The following is a 21466-nucleotide window of genomic DNA, read 5'->3' on the forward strand; positions in this document are numbered from 1 at the left end:
TGTGGTTGGGCGCAACGCGCGCCAACTGGGGGCTCCCCTGCTCGGGGCATATGTACTGGCCAGAGGCGTACATGCAAACCCGTTGATTTTAGTCGGTAGTCACGACCGTGTGACACAAAAGGCCGAAGTGCCGCATTTATGCAGGAAATCGGCCACACCGCGCCCTGCAAATGGCTGCACAGCCGTTAACAGTGCACACCGGACGGGCATTCTGGCCCCTCAGGTATGGCTTGCGGCATAAAATCGACGTTTCTGGCCCCCGTTGGGTCAGCTTGTCAGCCTTATTGCCTTTGTAGTCCTCATGAGCTCTTCCCATTCCTCCACCCCCCTTTCGTACAAAGACGCTGGCGTTGATATTGACGCAGGCGACGCGCTGGTCGAGCGCATCAAGCCCCTGGCCAAGAAAACCATGCGCGAAGGCGTGATGGCGGGTATCGGTGGTTTTGGCGCGCTGTTTGAAGTGCCCAAGCGCTACAAAGAGCCGGTGCTGGTCTCGGGCACCGACGGCGTTGGCACCAAGCTGCGCCTGGCTTTTGAGTGGAACATGCATGACACCGTGGGCATCGACCTGGTGGCCATGAGCGTCAACGACGTGCTGGTGCAAGGCGCCGAGCCGCTGTTCTTCCTCGACTACTTTGCCTGCGGCAAGCTGGATGTGGACACGGCAGCAGCTGTGGTGGGCGGCATCGCCAAGGGCTGCGAGCTGTCGGGCTGCGCACTGATCGGTGGTGAGACTGCCGAGATGCCCGGTATGTACCCGGACGGCGAATACGACCTGGCCGGCTTTGCCGTCGGCGCTGTCGAGAAAAGCAAGATCCTGACCGGCCAGAACGTGCAGGCCGGCGACGTGGTACTGGGCCTGGCCTCGCACGGCGTGCACTCCAATGGCTTCTCGCTGGTGCGCAAGTGCATCGAGCGCGCACAAAGCCAGGGCGGCCTGCCCGACACCCTGGACGGCAAGCCTTTCAAGAACGCCATCATGGAGCCCACGCGCCTCTATGTGCTCAACGTGCTGAAGGTGCTGGCAGCGCAGCCCATCAAGGCGCTGGCCCACATCACCGGTGGCGGCCTGCTGGAGAACATCCCCCGCGTGCTGCCGGAAGGCCTGGGCGCGCACCTGGTCAAGGGCAGCTGGCCCCAGACCGAGCTGTTCGCCTGGCTGCAAAAGACGGCGGGCATCGATGACATCGAGATGAACCGCACGTTCAACAATGGCATCGGCATGGTGGTGGTCGTTCCCGCCGACAGCGAACAGGCGGTCAAGGACGCCTTCTCTGCGCTTGGTGAACAAGTGTGGACGATTGGCAGCATCGGCCCCCGCGGCGCGGATGCTGCGGTCACGGTGCGCTAAGCTTCCCCGACAGGGCGGGCGCATTGAGCCGCCTGCCCCGTGCGCAGCACGGGCCAGTTCCTGGCCCTCCGACTCGCTCAGATGGATGGCCTACGATGCAACCGGATTCTGCAAAGCCCACGTCCAACAGCCCCGGCCAACTGGCCAGTGGCGCTGCGGACCTGCCGCATGTTTGGCGGCCGCCTCCTGCACACTGGGGCGTCAGGGTGGCCTCCTATGTGCTGATGGCCGCTGCCTTGCTGCTGATCATGCTCAATGGCCTGCTGGTGGGCCTGCTGGCCGCATGCGCCGGCTACACCTTCACGCTGTTTCTGGTGCACAAGATCCGCGAGCTCAGCCGCGTGCCGGCATCGCTGAACACCCCTCCCCCGCTGTGGATGGAATACCTGTCCGTGACCATCGTGCTGGTGGTGCCCGTGGTGCTCGTGACCATCGGCCTGATCCACTCGCAGGGCTATCTGCTGAACGCGCCGCAGCAGTACCGCGAGATGCTGGTGTCGATGGCCAAGACCCTGCTCGACCTGCGCAGCAAGCTGCCGCCCGAGTTGGCCAATGTGCTGCCCGACGGCGTGCAGGACCTGCAGCAAAGGGCTGCCGAGTACCTGGGCACCAAGGCAGGCGCCATCGCCAACATGGGCCGGCTCTGGCTCACCGGCCTGCTCTATGTGTTTGTGGGTCTCTTGATTGGCGCACTGGCCGCCGTGCGCCACAGCCGCCACTCCCATGCGCCGCTGGCCTACCAGCTGCAGCTGCGCGTGCAGCGCTTTGGCGATGCTTTCCGGCAGATTGTCGCGGCCCAGTTCTGGATCGCGCTGTTCAACACAGTGCTGACCGCCATCTTCCTGCTCGGCATCCTGCCGCTGATCAACATGCGCCTGCCCTATAGCGGGGCGCTGATCATGCTGACGTTTTTTGGCGGCCTGATCCCCATTGTCGGCAACCTGGTCTGCAATGCCGTCATCACCACCGTGGGCCTGTCGGTCTCTCCGCTGACCGCCGTGGCCTGCCTGGCCTTTTTGGTGCTGATCCACAAGGCCGAGTACCTGATCAATGCCAAGGTCGTCGGCGCCAAAACGCATATGGGCGTCTGGGAACTGCTGTCGGTGATGTTTGTCGCGGAAGCCATCTTTGGCCCTGCCGGGCTGGTCGCAGCGCCGCTCTTTTACGCCTATCTGAAAAAAGAGTTGTTTGCGGCGCGGCTGATCTAGCATCCGTCTCCACGGGCATGGCACCCCAGGCAGGTGCAGATGCCCCGCCCCCGGTCGCTCCAGGTACAGAGCGCCAGGCATCCATCACAGCGCCCCGCCTGCACGGGCTGAGCCCAGGCCCATGCCTCTGCGTCTTGCGGTACCGCAGTCTGTCAGCCCCCGATCAGCGCGAACCGCACAGAGGGATGCCCAGGCCATGCCTTCCATGCACCATCGGCACCGCACAGGCGCAAAAAAACCCCGGTGATCAAACCGGGGTTCTGTGTACGAAATGCGCTGGGCCGTTGATCAATAGACTTCCGGAACATACATGGATGCGGGCACCGGCAGGCGCGTGTAATCCGGATGGCGCACCCGATCGGGCAGCACGACATTCTCGTGGTCCACATCGGTGTAGGGCACCTGCGAGAGGAAATGCGCGATGCAGTTCAAGCGCGCCTTTTTCTTGTCATCGGCATGCACCAGCCACCACGGCGCTTCGGGGATGTGGGTGCGCTCCAGCATCACCTCCTTGGCCTTGGTGTACTCCTCCCAGCGCACGCGGCTTTGCAGATCCATTGGCGACAGCTTCCACTGCTTGAGCGGATCATGGATACGCCCGAGGAAGCGCAGATGCTGCTCTTCGTCGCTGATCGAAAACCAGTATTTGACCAGGCGGATACCCGAGCGCACCAGCATTTTTTCAAACTCGGGCACGGTGCGGAAAAACTCTTCGTACTGGTCGTTGGTGCAAAAGCCCATGACCTTCTCGACGCCAGCGCGGTTGTACCAGCTGCGGTCAAACAGCACGATCTCGCCGGCTGCAGGCAGGTGCGCCACATAGCGCTGGAAGTACCACTGCGTGCGTTCGCGGTCATTGGGGGCCGGCAAGGCCGCCACGCGCACCACGCGAGGGTTGAGGCGCTGGGTGATGCGCTTGATGACACCGCCCTTGCCTGCGGCGTCGCGCCCCTCGAACAGCACCACCACCTTTTGACCGGTGTGCTGCACCCAATCCTGCAGCTTGACGAGCTCGCCCTGCAGCCTGAGCAGCTCGCGAAAGTACTGGTAGTCATGCTCTGTCATCCCGGCGGCAAACGGCGTGCCCAGCATGCCATCTTCCATCTCGAGCTCCAGAGACTCGTCATAGTCATCCATCACGTCACGCGCAATCTTGTGCATGACGTCTTCTGGTGATATTCCCAATCGGTCTTTCATAATGGCGCATCCCTAGTGCTGCCATCTTGCCGAAGTTGTGTGACGACACAATGACAAAGAAATGTCAGAACCACGTCAAACGTTACATTCGTTGCAAATCTAACAAAGCCGCACGGATATACGCCGCATCCTCCGGATTGCCGGTGTGGTTCAGGTAGGCCTGCAGGTCTTCGCGCGCGCGGTCATGCACGCCCAGTTCTGCATAGGCCAGGCCCCGGTCGCGCAGCTCCGTCCAGGCATCGGGCAGCAGCACCAGCAGGCGGTTTTGCACCTCGATCAGCTTGGCCCAGTTCTTGTCACTGCGGTAGACCTCCTTCATATTGGAGAGCATGCGCGCAATGATGTCGCGCGGAGTGGCCGCCTGCAGGTACAGGCCCAGCGGCACATCGTCTTCGTCGACGCGGTGAAACGCCTTTTGCATCGGCTCGAGCATCTCGGCAAGCATATTGCTGGAAAACGACTGGCCCGACAGCGGGTCAAGCACGATCTGCCCTTCGGCCACACTCACCTTGAGCAGAAAATGGCCGGGAAAGCAGATGCCATGGGCGGGCAGCTGCAATGCCGATGCGAGCTCCAGCCATATGACAGCCAACGATACGGGGATGCCGCGCCTGCGGTGCAACACGGCATTGAGGCAACTGTTGTCCAGTGCGTAGAAGTCATTGGGATTGCCCTGAAACCCCCAGTCGGCATAAAACCGGTGGTTGAGCGCCTTGAGCCGGGTCAGCGCGCTGCGGCTGCTGGCATCGCGGCTTTCCATCAGTTGACCCAGCAGTTGATCGACCTCGTTCAACACCTGCTGGGTATCGAGTTGCGGGTATTCGATGCAGGCCACGGCAGCAGCCGCTTCCAGCAGCGGAAAACCCTCATCGCTGCTGACCAACGATTCGAAATGCTCCAACGGTGTGGGGATAGAAAAGCGGAAGTCCATACACATCCCAACTGCAGCGCCGCCGCATACATCGCTGGCACATTCGGGCGCTGCCTGTGCCATGACACCATGTATAGCACGAGACAGCCCCGAATGCAGGCCGTGTAGGACACAATTGTGCAAAAGCTGCGTAAATATGCAGGCTATCCCCCAGGAATGCCCTTAGGAACCAATGCCGGGCAGATGCCACCACTGCGCCTGCAGTGAGCGCAAGGCGCTCAGCGGCGCAGCAAGCTGCGCAGCTTCATGCCTGACAAGGCCAGCACGCCAAAGTACAGCAGCGCGGCGCCGGCCATCCACAGCGCCAGCAGGCCCACGCGCTCCAGACGGTGCGCGCCCATCGCCACCCAGTCGGTCATCTGTGCGCCCCAGGCCAGAAAGATGCCCAGCAGTGCCACCGCCAGCGAGACCCGGGCCAGAAAGATCCACCAGCCCGGCCTGGGCTGGAAGCTGCCGCGCCGGATCAGGCCCACCAGCAGCCACAGCGCATTGATGACGGCACCCAGACCAATCGACAAGGCCAGGCCGGTATGGGCCATTGTCGGCACCAGCACCAGATTCAACAGCTGCGTCAGCACCAGCACACAGATGGCAATCTTCACCGGTGTGCGGATGTCCTGGCTCGCATAAAAGCCAGGGGCCAGCACCTTGATGGCCACCATCGCCAACAGGCCCACGCCGTAGCCTTGCAGCGCCAGCGCAATCTGGCCCACATCCGAGCCCTTGAGCGCACCGTAGTGGAACAGCACTGCCACCAAGGGCTTGGCAAACAGCAGCAGGCCAGCCGCACAGGGGGCGGCCAGCAGCACCACGACGCGCAGACCCCAGTCCAGCATCGCGCCATAGCGCTCGTCATCGCCCGCTGCCTTGGCCGAGGACAGCTGCGGCGTCAGCACCACGCCCAGCGCCACGCCCAGCAAGGCGGTGGGAAATTCCATCAGCCGGTCGGCGTAGAACAACCAGGTCACACTGCCAGGGGCCAGGTAGGAGGCGATCTGGGTATTGATCATCAGCGAGATCTGGGCCACGCCCACACCCAGCAACGCGGGCGCCATCAGCGACAGGATGCGGCGCACACCGGCATCGGCCCAGGCCTGCCTGATGGCCGAAGGCCGGCACGAGATGCGCGGCAGCATGCCGATGCGGCGCAGCGCCGGAAACTGCACCACCAGCTGCAGCACGCCTCCGGCCATCACGCCGATGGCCATGCCGTAGATGGGCTCCAGCCCATGGCTGCGCATCCAGGGCGTCAGCGCCAAGGCAGCCACAATCATGCTGACATTGAGCAGCACCGGCGTGAAAGCCGGCACGATAAAACGCTTCCAGGTATTGAGCACCCCGGCAGCCAATGCCACCAGCGACATGAAACCAATATAAGGAAACATCCAGCGCGTCATCAGCACGGCCGCGTCATAGCTGTGCGGGTTTTGCCGCAGGCCACTGGCCAGCAGCCAGACCAGCACGGGCGCTGCGACCACGCCCACCACACAGGTCAGCGCCAGAATCCAGAACAGCACCGTGGCCACACTGTGCACCAGGGTGCGCGTGCGCTCCTCGCCTTCCTTGGTCAGGGTGGTGGCAAGCACCGGCACAAAGGCCTGGCTGAATGCCCCTTCTGCAAACAAGCGCCGGAACAGGTTGGGAATGCGGAACGCTACATTGAATGCGTCGGTCAACGCGCTGGCACCAAACATGGTGGCCATCAGCAGGTCGCGGGCAAGCCCTGTGATACGCGAGAGCAGCGTAAACAGGGAGACGGTGGAGGCAGCTTTGAACAGTGACACCCGGGCAGTGTAGCTGCGCCGCTGGCAGGAAATTGCCGGATATCTGGATTTCTGAGTAAAGAGCGGCTATAATGCCCGATTCACTGAAAACATCCGCAGACTCAAAGGACACTCATCATGGCATCTAAGCCAGTCAAGAAAAACCCCCGTTTGGCATCCGGCCGCAAGCGCGCCCGCCAAACCATCAAGCTGAACGCCGCCAACACCTCGCTGCGTTCCAAGTACCGTACCGCCATCAAGAACGTGGAAAAGGCTGTTGCCGCTGGCGACAAGACCAAGGCCACCGAACTGTTTGCCAAGGCGCAATCCGTGCTGGACACGATTGCCGACAAGGGCATCTTCCACAAGAACAAGGCTGCTCGCGATAAGAGCCGCATTGCTGCCAAGGTCAAGGCCCTGGCACTGGCCGCCTAAGCCCATTAGGCAATCGCACGGGCAGGATCCCCTGCCCGCCGTTTGTAACGGGTGCGCTCTCAGTGAACTAAAAAGCCGTCGCAAGACGGCTTTTTTCGTTGTGTGGGCCTCTTTTGGCCACCGCCTGATCTGCATCGGCCTGCCGCCGCGCGTCCCGGATAGCGAGCCAGCCGGACGGGCTCGGCCAGCTCACGGGCCCGCCACCGGCTGAGCCCCAGCGCAACCGCGTTGACCGCCCATGGCCCAGACGCAAAAAAGGCCTGAAACTCAGGCCTTGGTCGTATCGCTGGAAGTGTTGGCTCCGGGCTTGCCGGGATCCACTGCCGCCTCGGGAATCAGGCAGGCGTCGGTGGTCTGCAGTCCGTTGTCGCGCGCAAAGTTCATCACGAAATCCCAGGCCATCGGCTCATGGACCTGCAGTTCCCGCTTGACGATGACGCATTTGGCGCCGTTCATCGTTGTAGGGACGCACCAGGGCGAATAGCCCAGATGGCCACCACGGCGCATACCGCCCGGACGAAACTGGCTCATCACTCCCGCGAGACGCTCCGCCCAGTCGCTGGGGCGAAAGGTCTTCCCATTCTGGGTCAGGCCCAGAATGAAAACTTCTTGAGATGTTGGAGAAACCATGGGGTGGAAGCCTCTGATAGACGCCTGAGCACAGGATCACTGCCTCAGGCCAAACCCGTATTTTAACTCTTATATAAGAGATACGCACGCGCAAGGCATAAGTTCAAAACATCAAGAAATGCAAGAAACGCATAACCCTGCAGCGCATGCAGGAGCCGCCGGAACAGCCCAGCCCGGGTTTTTGCGCTCTGCAGTCTAGCCTGCGCAGAAAGAGCCGCGCAGGCAGTCAGGCAGCACCGCGATTCTGTGATGCGCATTCTTCACTAGTCTGCCGCAATGCAGCCCCTAGAATGGGACTTCCGCTGGTGCCATGCCATAGGGGTATGGGGCCCAAGCGGATTTTTTGATTCTGATCCTTTTTCCGGAGATTTCCATGCAAGACACTGTCAAGCCTTCTGAGCCCCATGTGATGACTACCTATGGCCGCGTGCCGGTCGCACTGGAGCGAGGCCAGGGCGTGCGTGTGTGGGATGTCAACGGCAAGGAATACCTCGACGCGCTGGGCGGCATTGCGGTCAACACGCTGGGCCACAACCACGGCAAGCTGGTCGCTGCGCTGCACGACCAGATGACCAAGCTGATCCACACCAGCAACTACTACTATGTGCCCGGCCAGGAAAAGCTGGCGGCCCTGCTGGTCGAGCGTTCGAAGATGACCAATGTCTTCTTCTGCTCCACCGGTCTGGAGGCGAACGAGGCGTCGATCAAGATCGCGCGCAAGTACGGTGTGGACAAGGGCATCGAAAAGCCGGTGATCGTCGTGTTCGACCATGCCTTCCATGGCCGCTCGATCGCCACGATGAGCGCCACCGCCAACCCCAAGGTGCGCAACGGCTTCGGCCCCCTGCTCGACGGCTTTTTGCGTGTGCCGGCCAATGACTTCGTCGCGCTGCAGGAAGCGACCGAAGGCAACCCCAACATCGTGGGCGTGATGATGGAGCCCATCCAGGGCGAAGGCGGCCTGCACCCGATGCGCGCGGAGTTCATGAAGCAGGTGCGCGAGCTGTGCGATGCCAAGGACTGGCTGTTCATCGTTGATGAAATCCAGGCCGGTATGGGCCGCACCGGCAAGTGGTTTGCCCACCAATGGGCCGGCATCGTGCCGGATGTGATGTCCCTGGCCAAGGGCCTGGGATCGGGCGTGCCGGTGGGCGCCGTCGTTGCCGGCCCCAAGGCAGCCAAGGTGCTGCAGCCAGGCAACCACGGCACCACCTTTGGTGGCAACCCGCTGGCCATGCGTGCCGGCGTGGAAACCATTGCGATCATGGAAGAAGAAGGCCTGCTGGCCAACGCCACCCAGGTCGGCGATCACCTGAAGGCAGCGCTGAACCAGGCGCTCGCCGACACGCCCGGCTTTGTCGAAGTGCGCGGCCAGGGCCTGATGATCGGCGTGGAGCTGAACAAGCCCTGCGGCGAGCTGATCACGCGCGGCGTGCAGGAAGCCGGCCTGCTGTTCAGCGTGACCGCCGACACGGTAATCCGCATCGTGCCGCCGCTGATCCTCACCAAGGCCGAGGCCGATGAAATCGTCGCCAAGCTGGTACCGCTGGTCAAATCCTTCCTGGCAGGCCAATAAGGCCGGAAAAAGAACGCAATGAAACACTATCTGCAATTCCAGGACTTCAGCGCCGACGAATACGAATACCTGCTCAAGCGCGCTGCGCTGATCAAGCAGAAGTTCAAGGGTTATGTGACCCACCACACCCTGGCCGACCGCACCCTGGCCATGATCTTCGAGAAAGCCAGCACCCGCACGCGCGTGAGCTTTGAAGCCGGCATGTACCAGCTGGGCGGCTCGGTGGTCCACCTGACCACCGGCGACAGCCAGCTGGGCCGTGCCGAGCCGATCGAGGACAGCGCCCGCGTGATCAGCCGCATGACCGACCTGGTGATGATCCGCACGTTCGGGCAGGACAAGATCGAGCGCTTTGCGGCACATTCGCGCGTGCCGGTCATCAATGGTCTGACCAACGAGTTCCACCCCTGCCAGATCCTGGCCGACATCTTCACCTTCATCGAGCACCGTGGCTCCATCCAGGGCAAGACGGTTGCCTGGGTGGGTGATGGCAACAACATGGCCAACACCTGGCTGCAGGCGGCTAACCTGCTGGGCTTCAAGGTCCATGTCAGCACGCCCAGCGGCTATGGCATCGATGAACAACTGGCGTTCAGCGGCCGCGCCTACGACAAGGGCTGCTACCAGCTGTTCAGCGATCCTCAGGAGGCCTGCAAGGGCGCCGACCTGGTCACCACCGACGTGTGGACCAGCATGGGCTATGAAGAGGAAAACGAAAAGCGCAAGAAGGCCTTTGCCGACTGGTGCGTGGACCTCGACATGATGGCCGTCGCCAAGAAGGACGCGCTCTTCATGCACTGCCTGCCCGCCCACCGCGGCGAAGAGGTGCAGGCCGAGGTCATCGACGGCCCGCAGTCCGTGGTCTGGGACGAGGCCGAGAACCGCATGCATGTGCAAAAGGCCTTGATGGAGTACCTGCTCATCGGCAAGCAAGGCTAGGCGGCGCTAACACAACCCTTGATACTTCGTTGCCGCGTCTTGTCGTACTAAAGTACTGCCTGCGACTCGGCGCCTCGTCTCAAGGGCCGTGTTAACGCCTTTCGGTGCCACCAATCCAGCGGCTGTTCATCGGCTGGCTGAGCCACCCCGGACCCTCCAGATGCAGCAATGCCCCGAACCTTCCGGTATCGGGGCATTGTTATTTCAGCGCCTACCAGTCAAATCAGGCAGATCAGGCAGCGGGTGCCGTCGTGCGGATCAGGTGGTCAAACGCGCTCAGCGCGGCAGTCGCACCGGCACCTGCGGCGATGACGATTTGCTTGTACGGCACATTCGTGCAGTCACCGGCAGCGAACACGCCGGGCAGGTTGGTGTGGCCCTTCGCATCGATCTCGATCTCGCCAAACGGGGTCAGTTGCACGGTGCCCTTGAGCCAGCCGGTGTTGGGCAGCAGACCGATCTGCACAAAGATACCTTCCAGCGCGACGGTCTTGGTCTCGTCGTTCGTGCGGTCCTTGTAGGTGAGGCCCGTCACCTTCTTGCCGTCACCGTTCACTTCGGTGGTCTGCGCATTCAGGATGACCGTCACATTGGGCAGGCTGCGCAGCTTGCGCTGCAGCACGGCGTCGGCCTTCAGCTCGGAGGCAAACTCCAGCAAGGTCACATGCTTGACCACGCCAGCCAGGTCAATGGCCGCCTCGACACCCGAGTTGCCACCACCGATCACCGCGACGGGCTTGCCCTTGAAGAGCGGGCCATCGCAGTGCGGGCAGTAGGTCACGCCCTTGGTGCGGTAGGTGTCTTCGCCGGGCACATTCATGTTGCGCCAGCGCGCGCCGGTCGACAGGATCACCGTGCGGGCCTTGAGCTTGGCACCCGATTCGGTCTCGATCTCGATCAGGCCACCCGCTTGCGCCGCTGGCGTCAAGGACTTGGCGGTCTGCAGGTTCATGATGTCGACCTCGTAGTCGCGGATATGGCTCTCCATCGCCGCTGCAAACTTGGGGCCATCGGTCTTGCTGACGGAGACGAAGTTCTCGATATCGACGGTATCGAGCACCTGGCCGCCCAGGCGCTCGGCCGCAATGCCGGTGCGTATGCCCTTGCGCGCCGCATAGATCGCAGCGGCTGCGCCAGCAGGGCCCCCGCCGACGATCAGCACATCAAAGGCCTCCTTGGCCGAAATCTTTTGCGCTTCGCGGGCTGCGGCGCCGGTATCCACCTTGGCGACAATCTCGGCCAGCTCCATGCGGCCCTGGCCAAAACGCTGGCCATTGACGAACACGGTAGGCACACCCATGATTTCGCGTTCTTGCACTTCCTTCTGGAACAGACCACCGTCGATCGCGGTGTGCGTGATCTTGGGGTTGAGCACGGACATCAGGTTCAGCGCCTGCACGACGTCCGGGCAGTTGTGGCAGGACAGCGAGTAGAAGGTCTCGAAGTGCAGCGGCGTGTCGATGTTTTTGACCTGCTCGAGCAGCTCTGCCGATTCCTTCGACGGGTGCCCACCCACCTGCAGCAGCGCCAGCACCAGCGAGGTGAATTCATGGCCCAGCGGCACGCCAGCGAAACGCACGCCGACATCGGTGCCGGGGTTGGTGATCAGGAACGAGGGCTTGCGCACATCGGCCGCGTTGTCCTCGACCACCGAAATCTTGTCATTCAGCGCCTTGATATCGGCCAGCAGCTGGCGCACTTCATTCGACTTTTCACCGTCGTCCAGGGTCGCCACCAGCTCGACGGGCTTGGTCAAGCGCTCCAGGTAGGCTTTCAGTTGGGCTTTCATGGTGTTGTCGAGCATGGGACTTCCTTCAAACTTCTTGTGCCCAGCCTCGTTGGCTTGCAGCACTTTTCAAAAAAACAAAGCCCGGGCGCCAGGCACCCGGGCGTCTACTACGTTGGAATGGCAGCAGTTAAGAAAGGCTGATGCTGGGCTTAGATCTTGCCGACCAGGTCCAGCGAAGGAGCCAGGGTCTTTTCGCCTTCTTGCCACTTGGCAGGGCAGACTTCACCGGGGTGCGAAGCCACGTACTGGGCAGCCTTGATCTTGCGCAGCAGGTCTTCTGCATTGCGGCCAATGCCTTCAGCGGTGATTTCCATCGCCTGGATCACGCCTTCTGGATCCACGATGAAGGTGGCACGGTCTGCCAGGCCCTGGCCTTCGCGCAGGCAGTCAAAGTTCTGGCTGATCTGCCAGGTAGGGTCACCCAGCATGGTGTACTTGATCTTGGCGATGGTGTCCGAGGTGTCGTGCCATGCCTTGTGCACGAAGTGGGTGTCGGTCGACACGGAATAGACTTCCACGCCCAGCTTTTGCAGTTCTGCGTAGTGGTCAGCCACGTCGCCCAGTTCGGTCGGGCACACGAAGGTGAAGTCAGCAGGGTAGAAGAAGAACACAGCCCACTTGCCCAGGACGTCTTTTTCGGTCACTTCGATGAACTTGCCATCCTTGAAGGCTTGCGTCGTGAAAGGCTTGATCTTGCTGTTGAGTACGGACATGGTTGTTTCCTTCTGTTGAGTAAAAACGATTGACAGGAGTCAGTGTAGAAACTTCTTAATAATTGATCAACTCAATTAAAATAATCATTTCAATTTAAACAAACTATTATCTAAATGCTGACCCAAGGCAGATGGTTATATGCGGGCTGAATCAGATATTGCAAGTCTGAGCCCGCCCTGCGCCTTTATTGCTGCAAACTTATCACAGCGCCATGACAGCGCAGTTGCGCTGCAGCAAGCCGCATCATGCAAGCAAGGGCGCTGCGGCGTCAAATGAGAACACGACTCAGCCTTACACGCAGCCAGAGCAAAAGCACGGGGGATAAGCGCTGCCCGGTTTGGTTGCTTGACCTTTCGCAAGGACAATAGTCCCAATCCCCGTCATTCACACAAGAGAAGGAGCCCACCATGAAAGGCGATCCCAAGGCCATCGGTTTTCTGCAGGCGCAGCTGAAGAACGAACTCACCGCCATCAACCAGTACTTTCTGCACTACCGCATGTACAAGCACTGGGGCCTGGACAAGCTGGCCAAGAAGGAATACGAGGAATCCATTGGTGAGATGAAGCATGCGGACTGGCTGATGGACCGCATCTTCATGCTCGATGGACTGCCCAACCTGCAGGATCTGGGCAAGCTGCAGATCGGTGAAGACGTGCCCGAAGCGCTGGCCTGCGACCTGCGTCTGGAGCAAGCAGCACAGGCGACCATCAAGGACGGCATCGCCCATTGCGAAAGCGTGCGCGACTATGTTTCGCGCGATCTGCTGCAAAAGATCCTGGACGACACCGAAGAGCACATCGATTTTCTGGAAACGCAGCTGGACCTGGTGGACAAGGTCGGCATCCAGAACTACCTGCAGTCCATCATGGGCGAGGTCGAATAAACGACGACGCCAGCAACTCGCTCTCAAAAAGGACCTTCGGGTCCTTTTTTTGTTGTATCCGCCGCACAAACCTGCCTCGATAGAAGGTTAAACAATAATCATTCACAACTTCAATTACACTGCGCCTTCATCTTTCTTCGCACGCCAGCATCGTTTGTTCACCGGTGCCAGCCAGCGCTCCGGGTCACCCCCTCACTGCCATGCTGCGTGCCTGCCCATCCCTTCGCCTTGCGGTCCACCAGGCCGCAGCGGCTTGCGTTGGATGCCCTTGCATCTACCGCGCAGCCTACCCGCATCACAGTGGTCGGACCCGGTCAAGCCCTCGTGCCGTCCTCGTCGGCGCCCCTGTTTTTCCGCGTTCAACACCCGCTCACCATGTCTGACACCCTGATCTCCGCAGCCGCGCCGCGTGCGCTGCATACCGCATTGCACACGGCCCTGTGGGCCGCCCTGGCCTGCTGGGGCAGCAACGCGCTGGCGCAAACTGACCAGCCCGCGCCGGCAGCCGCTGCGGAAACCACGTTGGCGCCCATTACCGTGCAGGGCGCCACAGAGGCCGAAACAGCCACCGGCCCGGTCAAGGGCTTTGTTGCCAAACGTGCCATCTCCGCCACCAAGACCGATACCCCGCTGATCGAGACCCCGCAGGCCATCAGCGTCGTGACCCGCGACCAGATCGACGCCCAGGGTGTGACAACGCTGCGCGAAACCACGCGCTACGCGGCGGGCATCAACTCCAGCTATTTCGACAACCGGGTCGACAGCTTCAAGGCCCGGGGCGGCGATGTCAGCCAGTACCAGGATGGGCTGCTGCGCACTTACGGCACCTACAACAACATCAAGGTCGAGCCCTACACCTTGGAGCGGGTTGAGTTTCTGCGTGGCCCCTCATCGGTGCTCTATGGCCAGGGCAGCGTGGGCGGCGTGCTCAACCTGACCAGCAAGCGTCCGCTGGACCAGCCCCAGCGCGAAGTGCAGCTGCAGCTGGGCAGCCATAGCCGCAAGCAGATTGCCAGCGACATCACCGGCCCCATCGACGAAGACGGCCGCTGGCTCTACCGCCTGGTGGCCGTGGGCCGGGACAGCAACACCCAGGTCGACCATGTCAAGGACGACCGCCTGGTGATTGCACCGTCCCTGACTTTCAAGCCCTTTGCCGGTACCTCGCTGACCCTGCAGGCCCTGTACCACAAGGACAAGAGCGGCTCCATCACGCAGTTCTTCCCCTGGCAGGGCACGCGCCTGCCCGGCCCCTACGGCCAGATTCCCACCAACACCTTCATCAGCGAGCCGAACTTTGACAAGTACGACTCCGAGAACAAGTCCTTCGGCTACCTGTTCAGCCACCAGCTGAACGACCACTGGACCTTGCGCCAGAACCTGCGCCGCACCACCAGCGAGGTGGACTACCGCACGCTCTACACCAGCTTTGCCGCCAACGCCGCCACCGGCCGCCCGGCCCGCCCGGTGTTCGATGCCGATGGCCGCACGGTGCAGCGCGATGCCGTCTGGCAGATCAACGGCGGCCGCATGCTGCTGGTCGATACCCAGCTGGAAGGCAAGCTGCAGACTGGCGATGTGCAGCACACCGTGCTGGCCGGCATGGACTGGCAGCGCAATACCACAAGCCAGGCGAGCTGGCGCGCGCTGGGCACACCGCTCGATGTCTACAACCCCGTTTACGGCTCGTTCACGCCGCCCACGGCATCGCAGTTGGTGCAGGCGCCCAATGTCTCGCAGCGCCAGCTCGGTTTTTACCTGCAGGACCAGCTGCGCTGGGGCGACTGGACGGCCACGGCCGGCCTGCGCCGCGACCATGCCAAGACAGAGACCGAAGGCCGGCCCGCAGCCGCTGCCGATGATTCGGCCTGGACCAAGCGCGTCGGCCTGACCTACCAGGCCGGTGGCGGCTGGGCACCTTACGTCAGCTATACCGAATCCTTCCAGCCGCTGGGCGGCGTGGACTTTTACGGCACGCCCTACAAGCCGCAGCGTGGCAAGCAGGTGGAGGCTGGTGTGAAATGGATCCCCGAAGGCAAGGGCATCTCCGGCTATGCGGCCGTCTACAGCCTGCGTGAGCAAAACCGCAAGACCAATGACCCGGCCAACCCGCTCAACAGCCTGCAGCTGGGCGAGGTCAAAACCCAGGGCTTTGAAGCCGAGATGACCGCCAGCCTGGCCAAAAGCTGGGACTGGACCGTCGCCTATGCGTATACCGACGCCAAGATCAGCCGCAGCAATGCGGGCGACCAGGGCCAGCGCGTGGCCGCCGTCTCTCGCCATATGGCATCGAGCTGGCTGATGCACCGCTTTGCCAGCCAGGGGCGCGGCGGCTGGAGCGTCGGCACCGGCATGCGCTACACCGGCTCGCAGTGGTCGGGCACCAGCGCCATCGACACGCCCTCGTCGCTGCTGACCGATGCCATGGTGGCCTACGACAGCGGTGACTGGCGTCTGGCCTTCCATGCCAACAACCTCACCGACAAGGTCGTGATCACGCAGTGCCTGTCACGCGGGGATTGCTTCTACGGCGAGCGCCGCAACTTTCTGCTGACCGCGACCTACCGCTACTGATCGCCACCGGTCAGCTCGGATCGCGGGCTGCGGAATGCCCGCCAGAGAGCGGAAAAAAAGGCTGCGGTGACAACCGCAGCCTTTTGCCTTGTGGGCCCGCCGAAAAATCAGGCAGCCACCGGCTCCGTGGTCGCCAGAAAATCCTGCCCGATACGGCCACCCAGCGCATGCACCCGCTCCAGAAAGCGCACCAGGAAGGCATGCAGGCCGGTGGCCAGCAGCTCATCGATGCGGCCGTATTGCAGCTCGGCCAGCAGCAGCCCGGCCTGGCGCTGGGTTTCGGCCGAATGGTCATTGGCAACGGCCTCCAGAATCTGCACCACCTCGTACATGCTGGCATGCAGCGAGCGCGGCATGTCGCGCCGCAGGATCAGCATCTCGGCCACGCGCTCGGGCGTGATCACATTGCGGTAGACCTTGCGGTAGACCTCAAAGGCCGAGACGCTGCGCAAGATCGCGCTCCAGTGGTAGAAGTCCGACGGCTGGCTGCCTTTGCCCGGCTGGTAGGAGCCATGGTAGTCATTCTTGACCGCATGGAAGCGCACATCCAGCAGGCGGGCGGTGTTGTCGGCCCGCTCGATGAAGGTGCCCAGGCGCAGGAACAGAAACGCATCGTCCTGCAGCATCGTGCCCGACACGACGCCGCGCGACAGGTGCGAGCGCAGCTTCACCCATTCGAAAAACTTGGCCGGGTCGTTCTCGAACTTCTTGGCCTTGAACAAGCGGTTCACATCGAGCCAGGTCGCGTTCAGGGTCTCCCAGGCTTCGGTGGTCAGCGCGCCGCGCACGGCTCGCGCATTCTCGCGCGCGGCCAGCAGGCAGCTGTAGATCGACGAGGTGTTGGTCTCGTCGCGCACCATGAAGTGCAGCACCCCATCGAGGGTGATCTCGTCATGGCGCTCATAGTAGGCAGGCAGCAGCTCGCTGATGGACAGCACGCTTTGCCAGGCCTTGGTCGCCGCAGAGACGGTCTGCGGCAGCATCGAGGTCTCGTAGCTCACATTGAGCATGCGGGCAGTGTTTTCCGCCCGCTCGGTGTAGCGGGACATCCAGTAGAGGTGGTCGGCGGTTCGGCTCAACATAGTGACATTCTTTCGCTAGGCAGATGGAGGGTTTTCAATCAGGAAGCTCCGGGAGCTCACTGCTGCATCCCATCCCATTCGCTGTAATCGTCCTCCGGGCCACGCAGAACCCAGGTGTCCTTGGTGCCACCGCCTTGCGAGGAGTTGACCACCAGCGAGCCATCCTTGAGCGCCACGCGCGTGAGGCCGCCGGGCACCATCTGCACATCCTTGCCACTGAGCACAAAGGGCCGCAGATCGATATGGCGCGGCGCGATGCCGCTTTCGACATAGGTGGGGCTGCTCGACAGGCTCAAGGTCGGCTGGGCAATATAGCCATTGGGCTTGGCCTTGAGCACGGCGCGGAAGGCCTCGATCTCGGCGCGGGTGGAGGCGGGGCCGATCAGCATGCCGTAGCCGCCGGCGCCATGCACTTCCTTGACCACCAGCTCGTCGAGGTGGTCCAGCACATAGGCCAGGTCATCGGGCTTGCGGCACATCCAGGTCGGCACGTTCTTCAGGATCGCTTCTTCTCCGAGATAGAAGCGGATCATCGCCGGCACATAGGGGTAGACCGATTTGTCATCGGCCACGCCAGTGCCCACCGCATTGCAGATGGCCACATTGCCCTTGCGGTAGGCGCGCATCAGGCCGGCACAACCCAGGGTGGAATTGGGGCGGAAGACCTGCGGATCGAGAAAGTCGTCATCGACCCGGCGGTAGATCACATCCACGCGCTGCAGGCCCTGTGTGGTGCGCATGTACACGATGTCATCGCGCACCAGCAGGTCCTGGCCTTCGACCAGCTCCACGCCCATCTGCTGGGCGAGGAAGGCATGCTCAAAATAGGCGCTGTTGTACATGCCCGGTGTCAGCACTACCACGGTCGGGTTGTTGGCCGCTTGGTTGGGGGCGCTGGCACGCAAGGTGTCCAGCAGCAGATCCGGGTAATGGGCCACCGGGGCCACTGCATGGCTGCTGAACAGGCCGGGGAAGAGGCGCATCATCATGCGGCGGTTTTCCAGCATGTATGACACGCCGGACGGCACACGCAGGTTGTCTTCGAGCACATAGTAGGTGCCGCTGCCGTCGGCCTCGGCCGCACGCACGATATCGATGCCTGCGATGTGCGCATAGGTGTCGAGCGGCACATGCACGCCCCGCATCTCGGGCCGGTACTGGCTGTTCTCCAGCACCAGATCGCGCGGAATGATGCCGGCTTTCAGAATTTCCTGGTCATGGTAGACATCATGGATGAAGCGGTTGAGGGCGGCAACGCGCTGCACCAGGCCCTTTTGCATCTGTGACCACTCGTGCGAGGGGATGATGCGCGGGATCAGGTCAAACGGAATCAAGCGTTCGGTGCCCGAGCCATCTTCGTCCTTTTCTCCGTAGACCGCGAAGGTGATCCCCACGCGGCGGAATATCAGCTCGGCCTCCTCCCGCAAGGCCTGCATCTTCTCAAAAGGCTGCTGCTGCAGCCATTTGGCATAGCTTTGGTAGTGCGCTCTTTCGGCACCTGCTGCATAAGGCAGGCCCTGGTACATCTCGTCGAACTTTTGCATCGCAGAATCCCTTTCTGGCACCAGCAGCTTAGCAAGTTTCAGGCCACCCAAAGATAAGTACTAACCTTCATCAAGAATTAGGGGCTGATTTGTTTTGTTTATATCCAATGTCCTACGCGTTGGGCCCAGCTCGGCAGCCTCGTGGCGCCAATAGCGGGGCCGTTTTTGCCGCTCGCATACCAGTGTCTCCGGCTGGTCCGAACGCCAGTATGCGGCACCGCAATGCACGGTGTTGCGCAGCACTATCTGCATCTGCTGGTAACGCTGCCGCACCGCGGCCGCCGGGTGCCTGAAGCGGTTGCGGTAGCCCGTCTGCGCCACCACCCAGCGCGGCCGCACCGCTGCCAACAGCGGCTGCGTGGACGAGGTATTGCTGCCATGGTGCGGTGCCAGCATCAGGTCGGCCCGCAAAGCGGCTGGCGCATCGGCATGGCGCTGTACCAGCGCCCATTCCTGGGCACGCTCGATATCGCCGGGCAACAAGGCGGCAGCGGCATGGCCGCCACGCGGCGCCGCCTCGATGCGCAACACACAGCTCAAGGGATTGCCCGAGCTCTGCCTGGGGGCGGGGCTGGCGGCAGCACCCGGCGCTTCCTCACCCGGAAACAACACGCTGAAATGCACACCATCCCAGATCCATGCCTGGCCGGCCATGCAGTCCTGCCAGGGCGCGGCGGCTATGCCCAGGCGCTGGCGCTCATGGGGCAGCAGCGAGCCCAGCACGCCGGCAGGCCGGAGTTGCTCGACCACCGCCTCGGCGCCGCCGGTATGGTCCACATGCCCATGGCTCAGCACCAGCAGATCGAGCCTGCCGCTGTCCAGCCCGCGCACGTCCATCGCCCGCATGGCCGGCACCACCACCCGGTCACCGGCATTGCTGCCCGGGCCATACAGCGGGCCGGCGTCGTACAGCAGGCTATGTCTGGCCGTCTGCACCACCACCGCCTGCCCCTGGCCCACATCGAGCGCCCACAGTTCAAATTGGCCATGCGCCGGCCGCAGCGGTTGCCAGAACAGGGCCGGCAGCAGACAAGGCAGGCCGAGCAACCGCAGCCGCCAAGGCCAGGGCAGCACCAGCCACACCCCGCCCAGCACCGCAGCCAGCGCCGCCCAGCCAGGTGCCGCCGCCAGCCACAGCGCCGCATGGGGCCAGCTGGCCAGCCACTGCAAGACCAGCATCAAGGGCTGCAGCGCCCAGGCCGCCGCCGTCCACAAGGCGGGCAGCACCGCGCCCAGCAAGGCCAGCGGCGTGACCACCCAGGTCACCCACGGAATGGCCAGCAGATTGGCCAGAAAGCCCACCACCGACACCTGGCCAAACAGCAGCAGGGACAAGGGCGTGATTGCCAAGGTCACCACCCACTGCTCGCGCAGCAACTGGGCCGTGGCGGCCAACGCGCCGCGCAGGCCGCGCTGTGCCGCGCCCAGGGCGGGCGCTGCGGCCGCGCGGTTGCCGGGCCCTCGGTCGGATGCAAACAGGATACCGACCGCCAGAAAGCTGAGCCAGAACCCCGCCTGCAACAAGGCCATCGGCTGGGCCAGCACCACGCAGACGCAGGCCAGCAACCAGCGCATGTACCAGGGCCACTGCCGGCCGCTAGATACCAGCGCAGCCACGACGACCAGCATCAGCACCGTGCGCTGTGCCGGAATGCCCCAGCCGCTGAACACCGCATACAGCCCTGCGCACAGCACGCCGCCCCACAGCGCGACATGGGGTGCCGGCAGCCGCAGGCACAGCGCCGGGCTGCGCCGCCAGGCGATGCGGATCATCGCCGCCGATACCCAGGCAAACAAGGTGATGTGCAGGCCCGAGATCGCCATCAGATGGGCCACTCCAGTGATGCGGAATACGCGCCAGTCCTCGCGGTCAATGGCGCGCTGCTCGCCCGTCACCAGCGCCACCAGCACACCGGCAATGCGTGCCCGCTCTGCCGCCTGCGGCTCGCCTGGCGGCGCCAGCTGCTGCACCATGCCATCGCGCACCGCCTGCCGCAAGCGCTCCACCGCATGGCCTTGCCGTGATGCCAGCAGCTGTGGCTCCAGCGCCTGCCCGTGCCGCACATAGCCCGTCGCCTGCACCCCTTGCTCCCACATCCACATCTCGTAGTCAAAGCCATGCGGGTTCAGGCTGCCATGGGGAGCGCGCAGACGCACCGGCAACCGCCAGCGCTGCCCCGCCTGCAGCAGCGGCAAGGCGCCCTCTGCCGATGCAGGCTGCTCCATCGGCACGCGCGCAAAGGCGCGGTGGTCTGCGCGGTACCAGGACAGGTCGACCAGCGGCGGCACTGCTACCAGTGCCCCCTCCAGCCAGGCCTGCTCGGTCTTCAGCCGAAAGCGCTGGCCGCCGCTGACCGGCAAAGGCATCGCCACGATAACGCCCTCCAGCTGCAGATCGATACCTTCCAGCGCTGGCTGCAACTGCGTTTGTGCTTGGTGGACGGCGCGCATGCCCGCCAGGCCAAACGCCAGCGCGGCGGCTGCCAGGCAGCACAGAGCCCGATCCGGCCACGGCAGCGGCCTGCGCCAGCGGCTCAGCAGCAGACTGGCCACGGCCCCCAGCAGTGCCGATGTGGCGTAGTGCCAGCCCAACCCCAGGCTGGCCTGCTGCAGTTGCACTGCCGTACCGGCCAGGATGCCCCACAGCCAGGCGGCCGGCCGCCAGTAGCAGCGCCTGCCCGGCCCTCCCCTGCGCGGGTCCGCCGGCTGGGCGGAAGAAGTCTCCATCATCCCCACATGCTAGGCAGCGCTGCCCATCAGCCCGATCCGGACTTGCCCTAAAGTGGGTCGTTGCCCCTCTCAGGCGACACGGGCAACGACGCTCAAGCAGGGCATTTGTGCCACACTGG

General features: G+C 63.0%; 16 protein-coding genes. 7 read left to right on the forward strand and 9 right to left on the reverse strand.

The annotated features are described in order from the left end of the window. Window positions 1-301: 301 nt before the first annotated feature. Together purM and MJ205_RS13845 are read left to right on the forward strand one after the other, a co-directional pair. Window positions 302-1351 (forward strand): phosphoribosylformylglycinamidine cyclo-ligase, encoded by a 1050-nt coding sequence (gene purM / locus MJ205_RS13840; protein ID WP_239809001.1) that lies wholly within the window; start codon window positions 302-304, stop codon window positions 1349-1351. Window positions 1352-1446: 95 nt separating this feature from the next. Next, complete coding sequence (locus MJ205_RS13845; protein ID WP_239809002.1) at window positions 1447-2559, forward strand: AI-2E family transporter; 1113 nt, start codon at window positions 1447-1449, stop codon at window positions 2557-2559. A 288-nt stretch (window positions 2560-2847) separates the two neighbouring features. Here MJ205_RS13845 and ppk2 read toward each other — a convergent pair whose 3' ends face one another. The 3 genes from ppk2 to murJ all read right to left on the reverse strand — a co-directional run bounded on the left by ppk2 (window position 2848) and on the right by murJ (window position 6471). Beyond that, window positions 2848-3720 carry a polyphosphate kinase 2 gene (gene ppk2 / locus MJ205_RS13850; protein ID WP_239809003.1) on the reverse strand — a complete coding sequence of 291 codons (873 nt, stop codon included), beginning with the start codon at window positions 3718-3720 and terminating at the stop codon, window positions 2848-2850. A gap of 118 nt (window positions 3721-3838) precedes the next feature. Then, the gene (locus MJ205_RS13855; RefSeq protein WP_239809004.1) at window positions 3839-4687 is read right to left on the reverse strand and encodes a SirB1 family protein; all 849 of its coding nucleotides are present in this window, start codon (window positions 4685-4687) and stop codon (window positions 3839-3841) included. A 218-nt stretch (window positions 4688-4905) separates the two neighbouring features. After that, window positions 4906-6471 (reverse strand): murein biosynthesis integral membrane protein MurJ, encoded by a 1566-nt coding sequence (gene murJ / locus MJ205_RS13860; protein WP_239809005.1) that lies wholly within the window; start codon window positions 6469-6471, stop codon window positions 4906-4908. Window positions 6472-6588: 117 nt separating this feature from the next. Between murJ and rpsT the strand changes: the two genes are divergently transcribed. Further along, on the forward strand, window positions 6589-6885 hold the full coding sequence (gene rpsT, locus MJ205_RS13865; protein WP_021025539.1) for a 30S ribosomal protein S20: 297 nt from the start codon (window positions 6589-6591) through the stop codon (window positions 6883-6885). A 267-nt stretch (window positions 6886-7152) separates the two neighbouring features. Here rpsT and MJ205_RS13870 read toward each other — a convergent pair whose 3' ends face one another. Beyond that, window positions 7153-7515: a DUF3579 domain-containing protein gene (locus MJ205_RS13870; RefSeq protein WP_239809006.1), complete on the reverse strand. Its 363-nt coding sequence runs from the start codon at window positions 7513-7515 to the stop codon at window positions 7153-7155. A 373-nt stretch (window positions 7516-7888) separates the two neighbouring features. On the opposite strand from MJ205_RS13870, the gene MJ205_RS13875 reads away from it, so the two are divergent. After that, on the forward strand, window positions 7889-9091 hold the full coding sequence (locus MJ205_RS13875; protein ID WP_239809007.1) for an aspartate aminotransferase family protein: 1203 nt from the start codon (window positions 7889-7891) through the stop codon (window positions 9089-9091). A gap of 18 nt (window positions 9092-9109) precedes the next feature. Next, entirely contained in the window at window positions 9110-10030 is a 921-nt protein-coding gene (gene argF / locus MJ205_RS13880; RefSeq protein WP_239809008.1) for an ornithine carbamoyltransferase, read from the forward strand. 232 nt (window positions 10031-10262) lie between these two features. On the opposite strand, the gene ahpF is transcribed toward argF, so the two are convergent. Then, complete coding sequence (ahpF, locus tag MJ205_RS13885) at window positions 10263-11834, reverse strand: alkyl hydroperoxide reductase subunit F (RefSeq protein ID WP_239809009.1); 1572 nt, start codon at window positions 11832-11834, stop codon at window positions 10263-10265. A gap of 134 nt (window positions 11835-11968) precedes the next feature. Next, window positions 11969-12532: an alkyl hydroperoxide reductase subunit C gene (gene ahpC, locus MJ205_RS13890; protein ID WP_239809010.1), complete on the reverse strand. Its 564-nt coding sequence runs from the start codon at window positions 12530-12532 to the stop codon at window positions 11969-11971. A gap of 408 nt (window positions 12533-12940) precedes the next feature. On the opposite strand from ahpC, the gene bfr reads away from it, so the two are divergent. Both bfr and MJ205_RS13900 read left to right on the forward strand, forming a co-directional pair. Next, entirely contained in the window at window positions 12941-13417 is a 477-nt protein-coding gene (bfr, locus tag MJ205_RS13895; protein ID WP_230774696.1) for a bacterioferritin, read from the forward strand. Between the two features lie 375 nt (window positions 13418-13792). Next, on the forward strand, window positions 13793-15991 hold the full coding sequence (locus MJ205_RS13900) for a TonB-dependent siderophore receptor (protein WP_239809011.1): 2199 nt from the start codon (window positions 13793-13795) through the stop codon (window positions 15989-15991). A gap of 107 nt (window positions 15992-16098) precedes the next feature. Here MJ205_RS13900 and MJ205_RS13905 read toward each other — a convergent pair whose 3' ends face one another. The 3 genes from MJ205_RS13905 to MJ205_RS13915 are packed head-to-tail and all read right to left on the reverse strand — an operon-like array spanning window position 16099 to window position 21344. Continuing rightward, complete coding sequence (locus tag MJ205_RS13905; RefSeq protein WP_239809012.1) at window positions 16099-17073, reverse strand: alpha-E domain-containing protein; 975 nt, start codon at window positions 17071-17073, stop codon at window positions 16099-16101. Between the two features lie 56 nt (window positions 17074-17129). Next, complete coding sequence (locus MJ205_RS13910) at window positions 17130-18617, reverse strand: circularly permuted type 2 ATP-grasp protein (RefSeq protein WP_239809013.1); 1488 nt, start codon at window positions 18615-18617, stop codon at window positions 17130-17132. 60 nt (window positions 18618-18677) lie between these two features. Further along, window positions 18678-21344, reverse strand: coding sequence for a DNA internalization-related competence protein ComEC/Rec2 (locus tag MJ205_RS13915; RefSeq protein ID WP_239809014.1), 2667 nt, complete (start codon window positions 21342-21344; stop codon window positions 18678-18680). Window positions 21345-21466: the final 122 nt, after the last annotated feature.

Origin of the sequence: Comamonas sp. B21-038, from assembly GCF_022387135.1 — a bacterium.
Classification (GTDB): Bacteria; Pseudomonadota; Gammaproteobacteria; order Burkholderiales; family Burkholderiaceae_C; genus Comamonas; species Comamonas sediminis.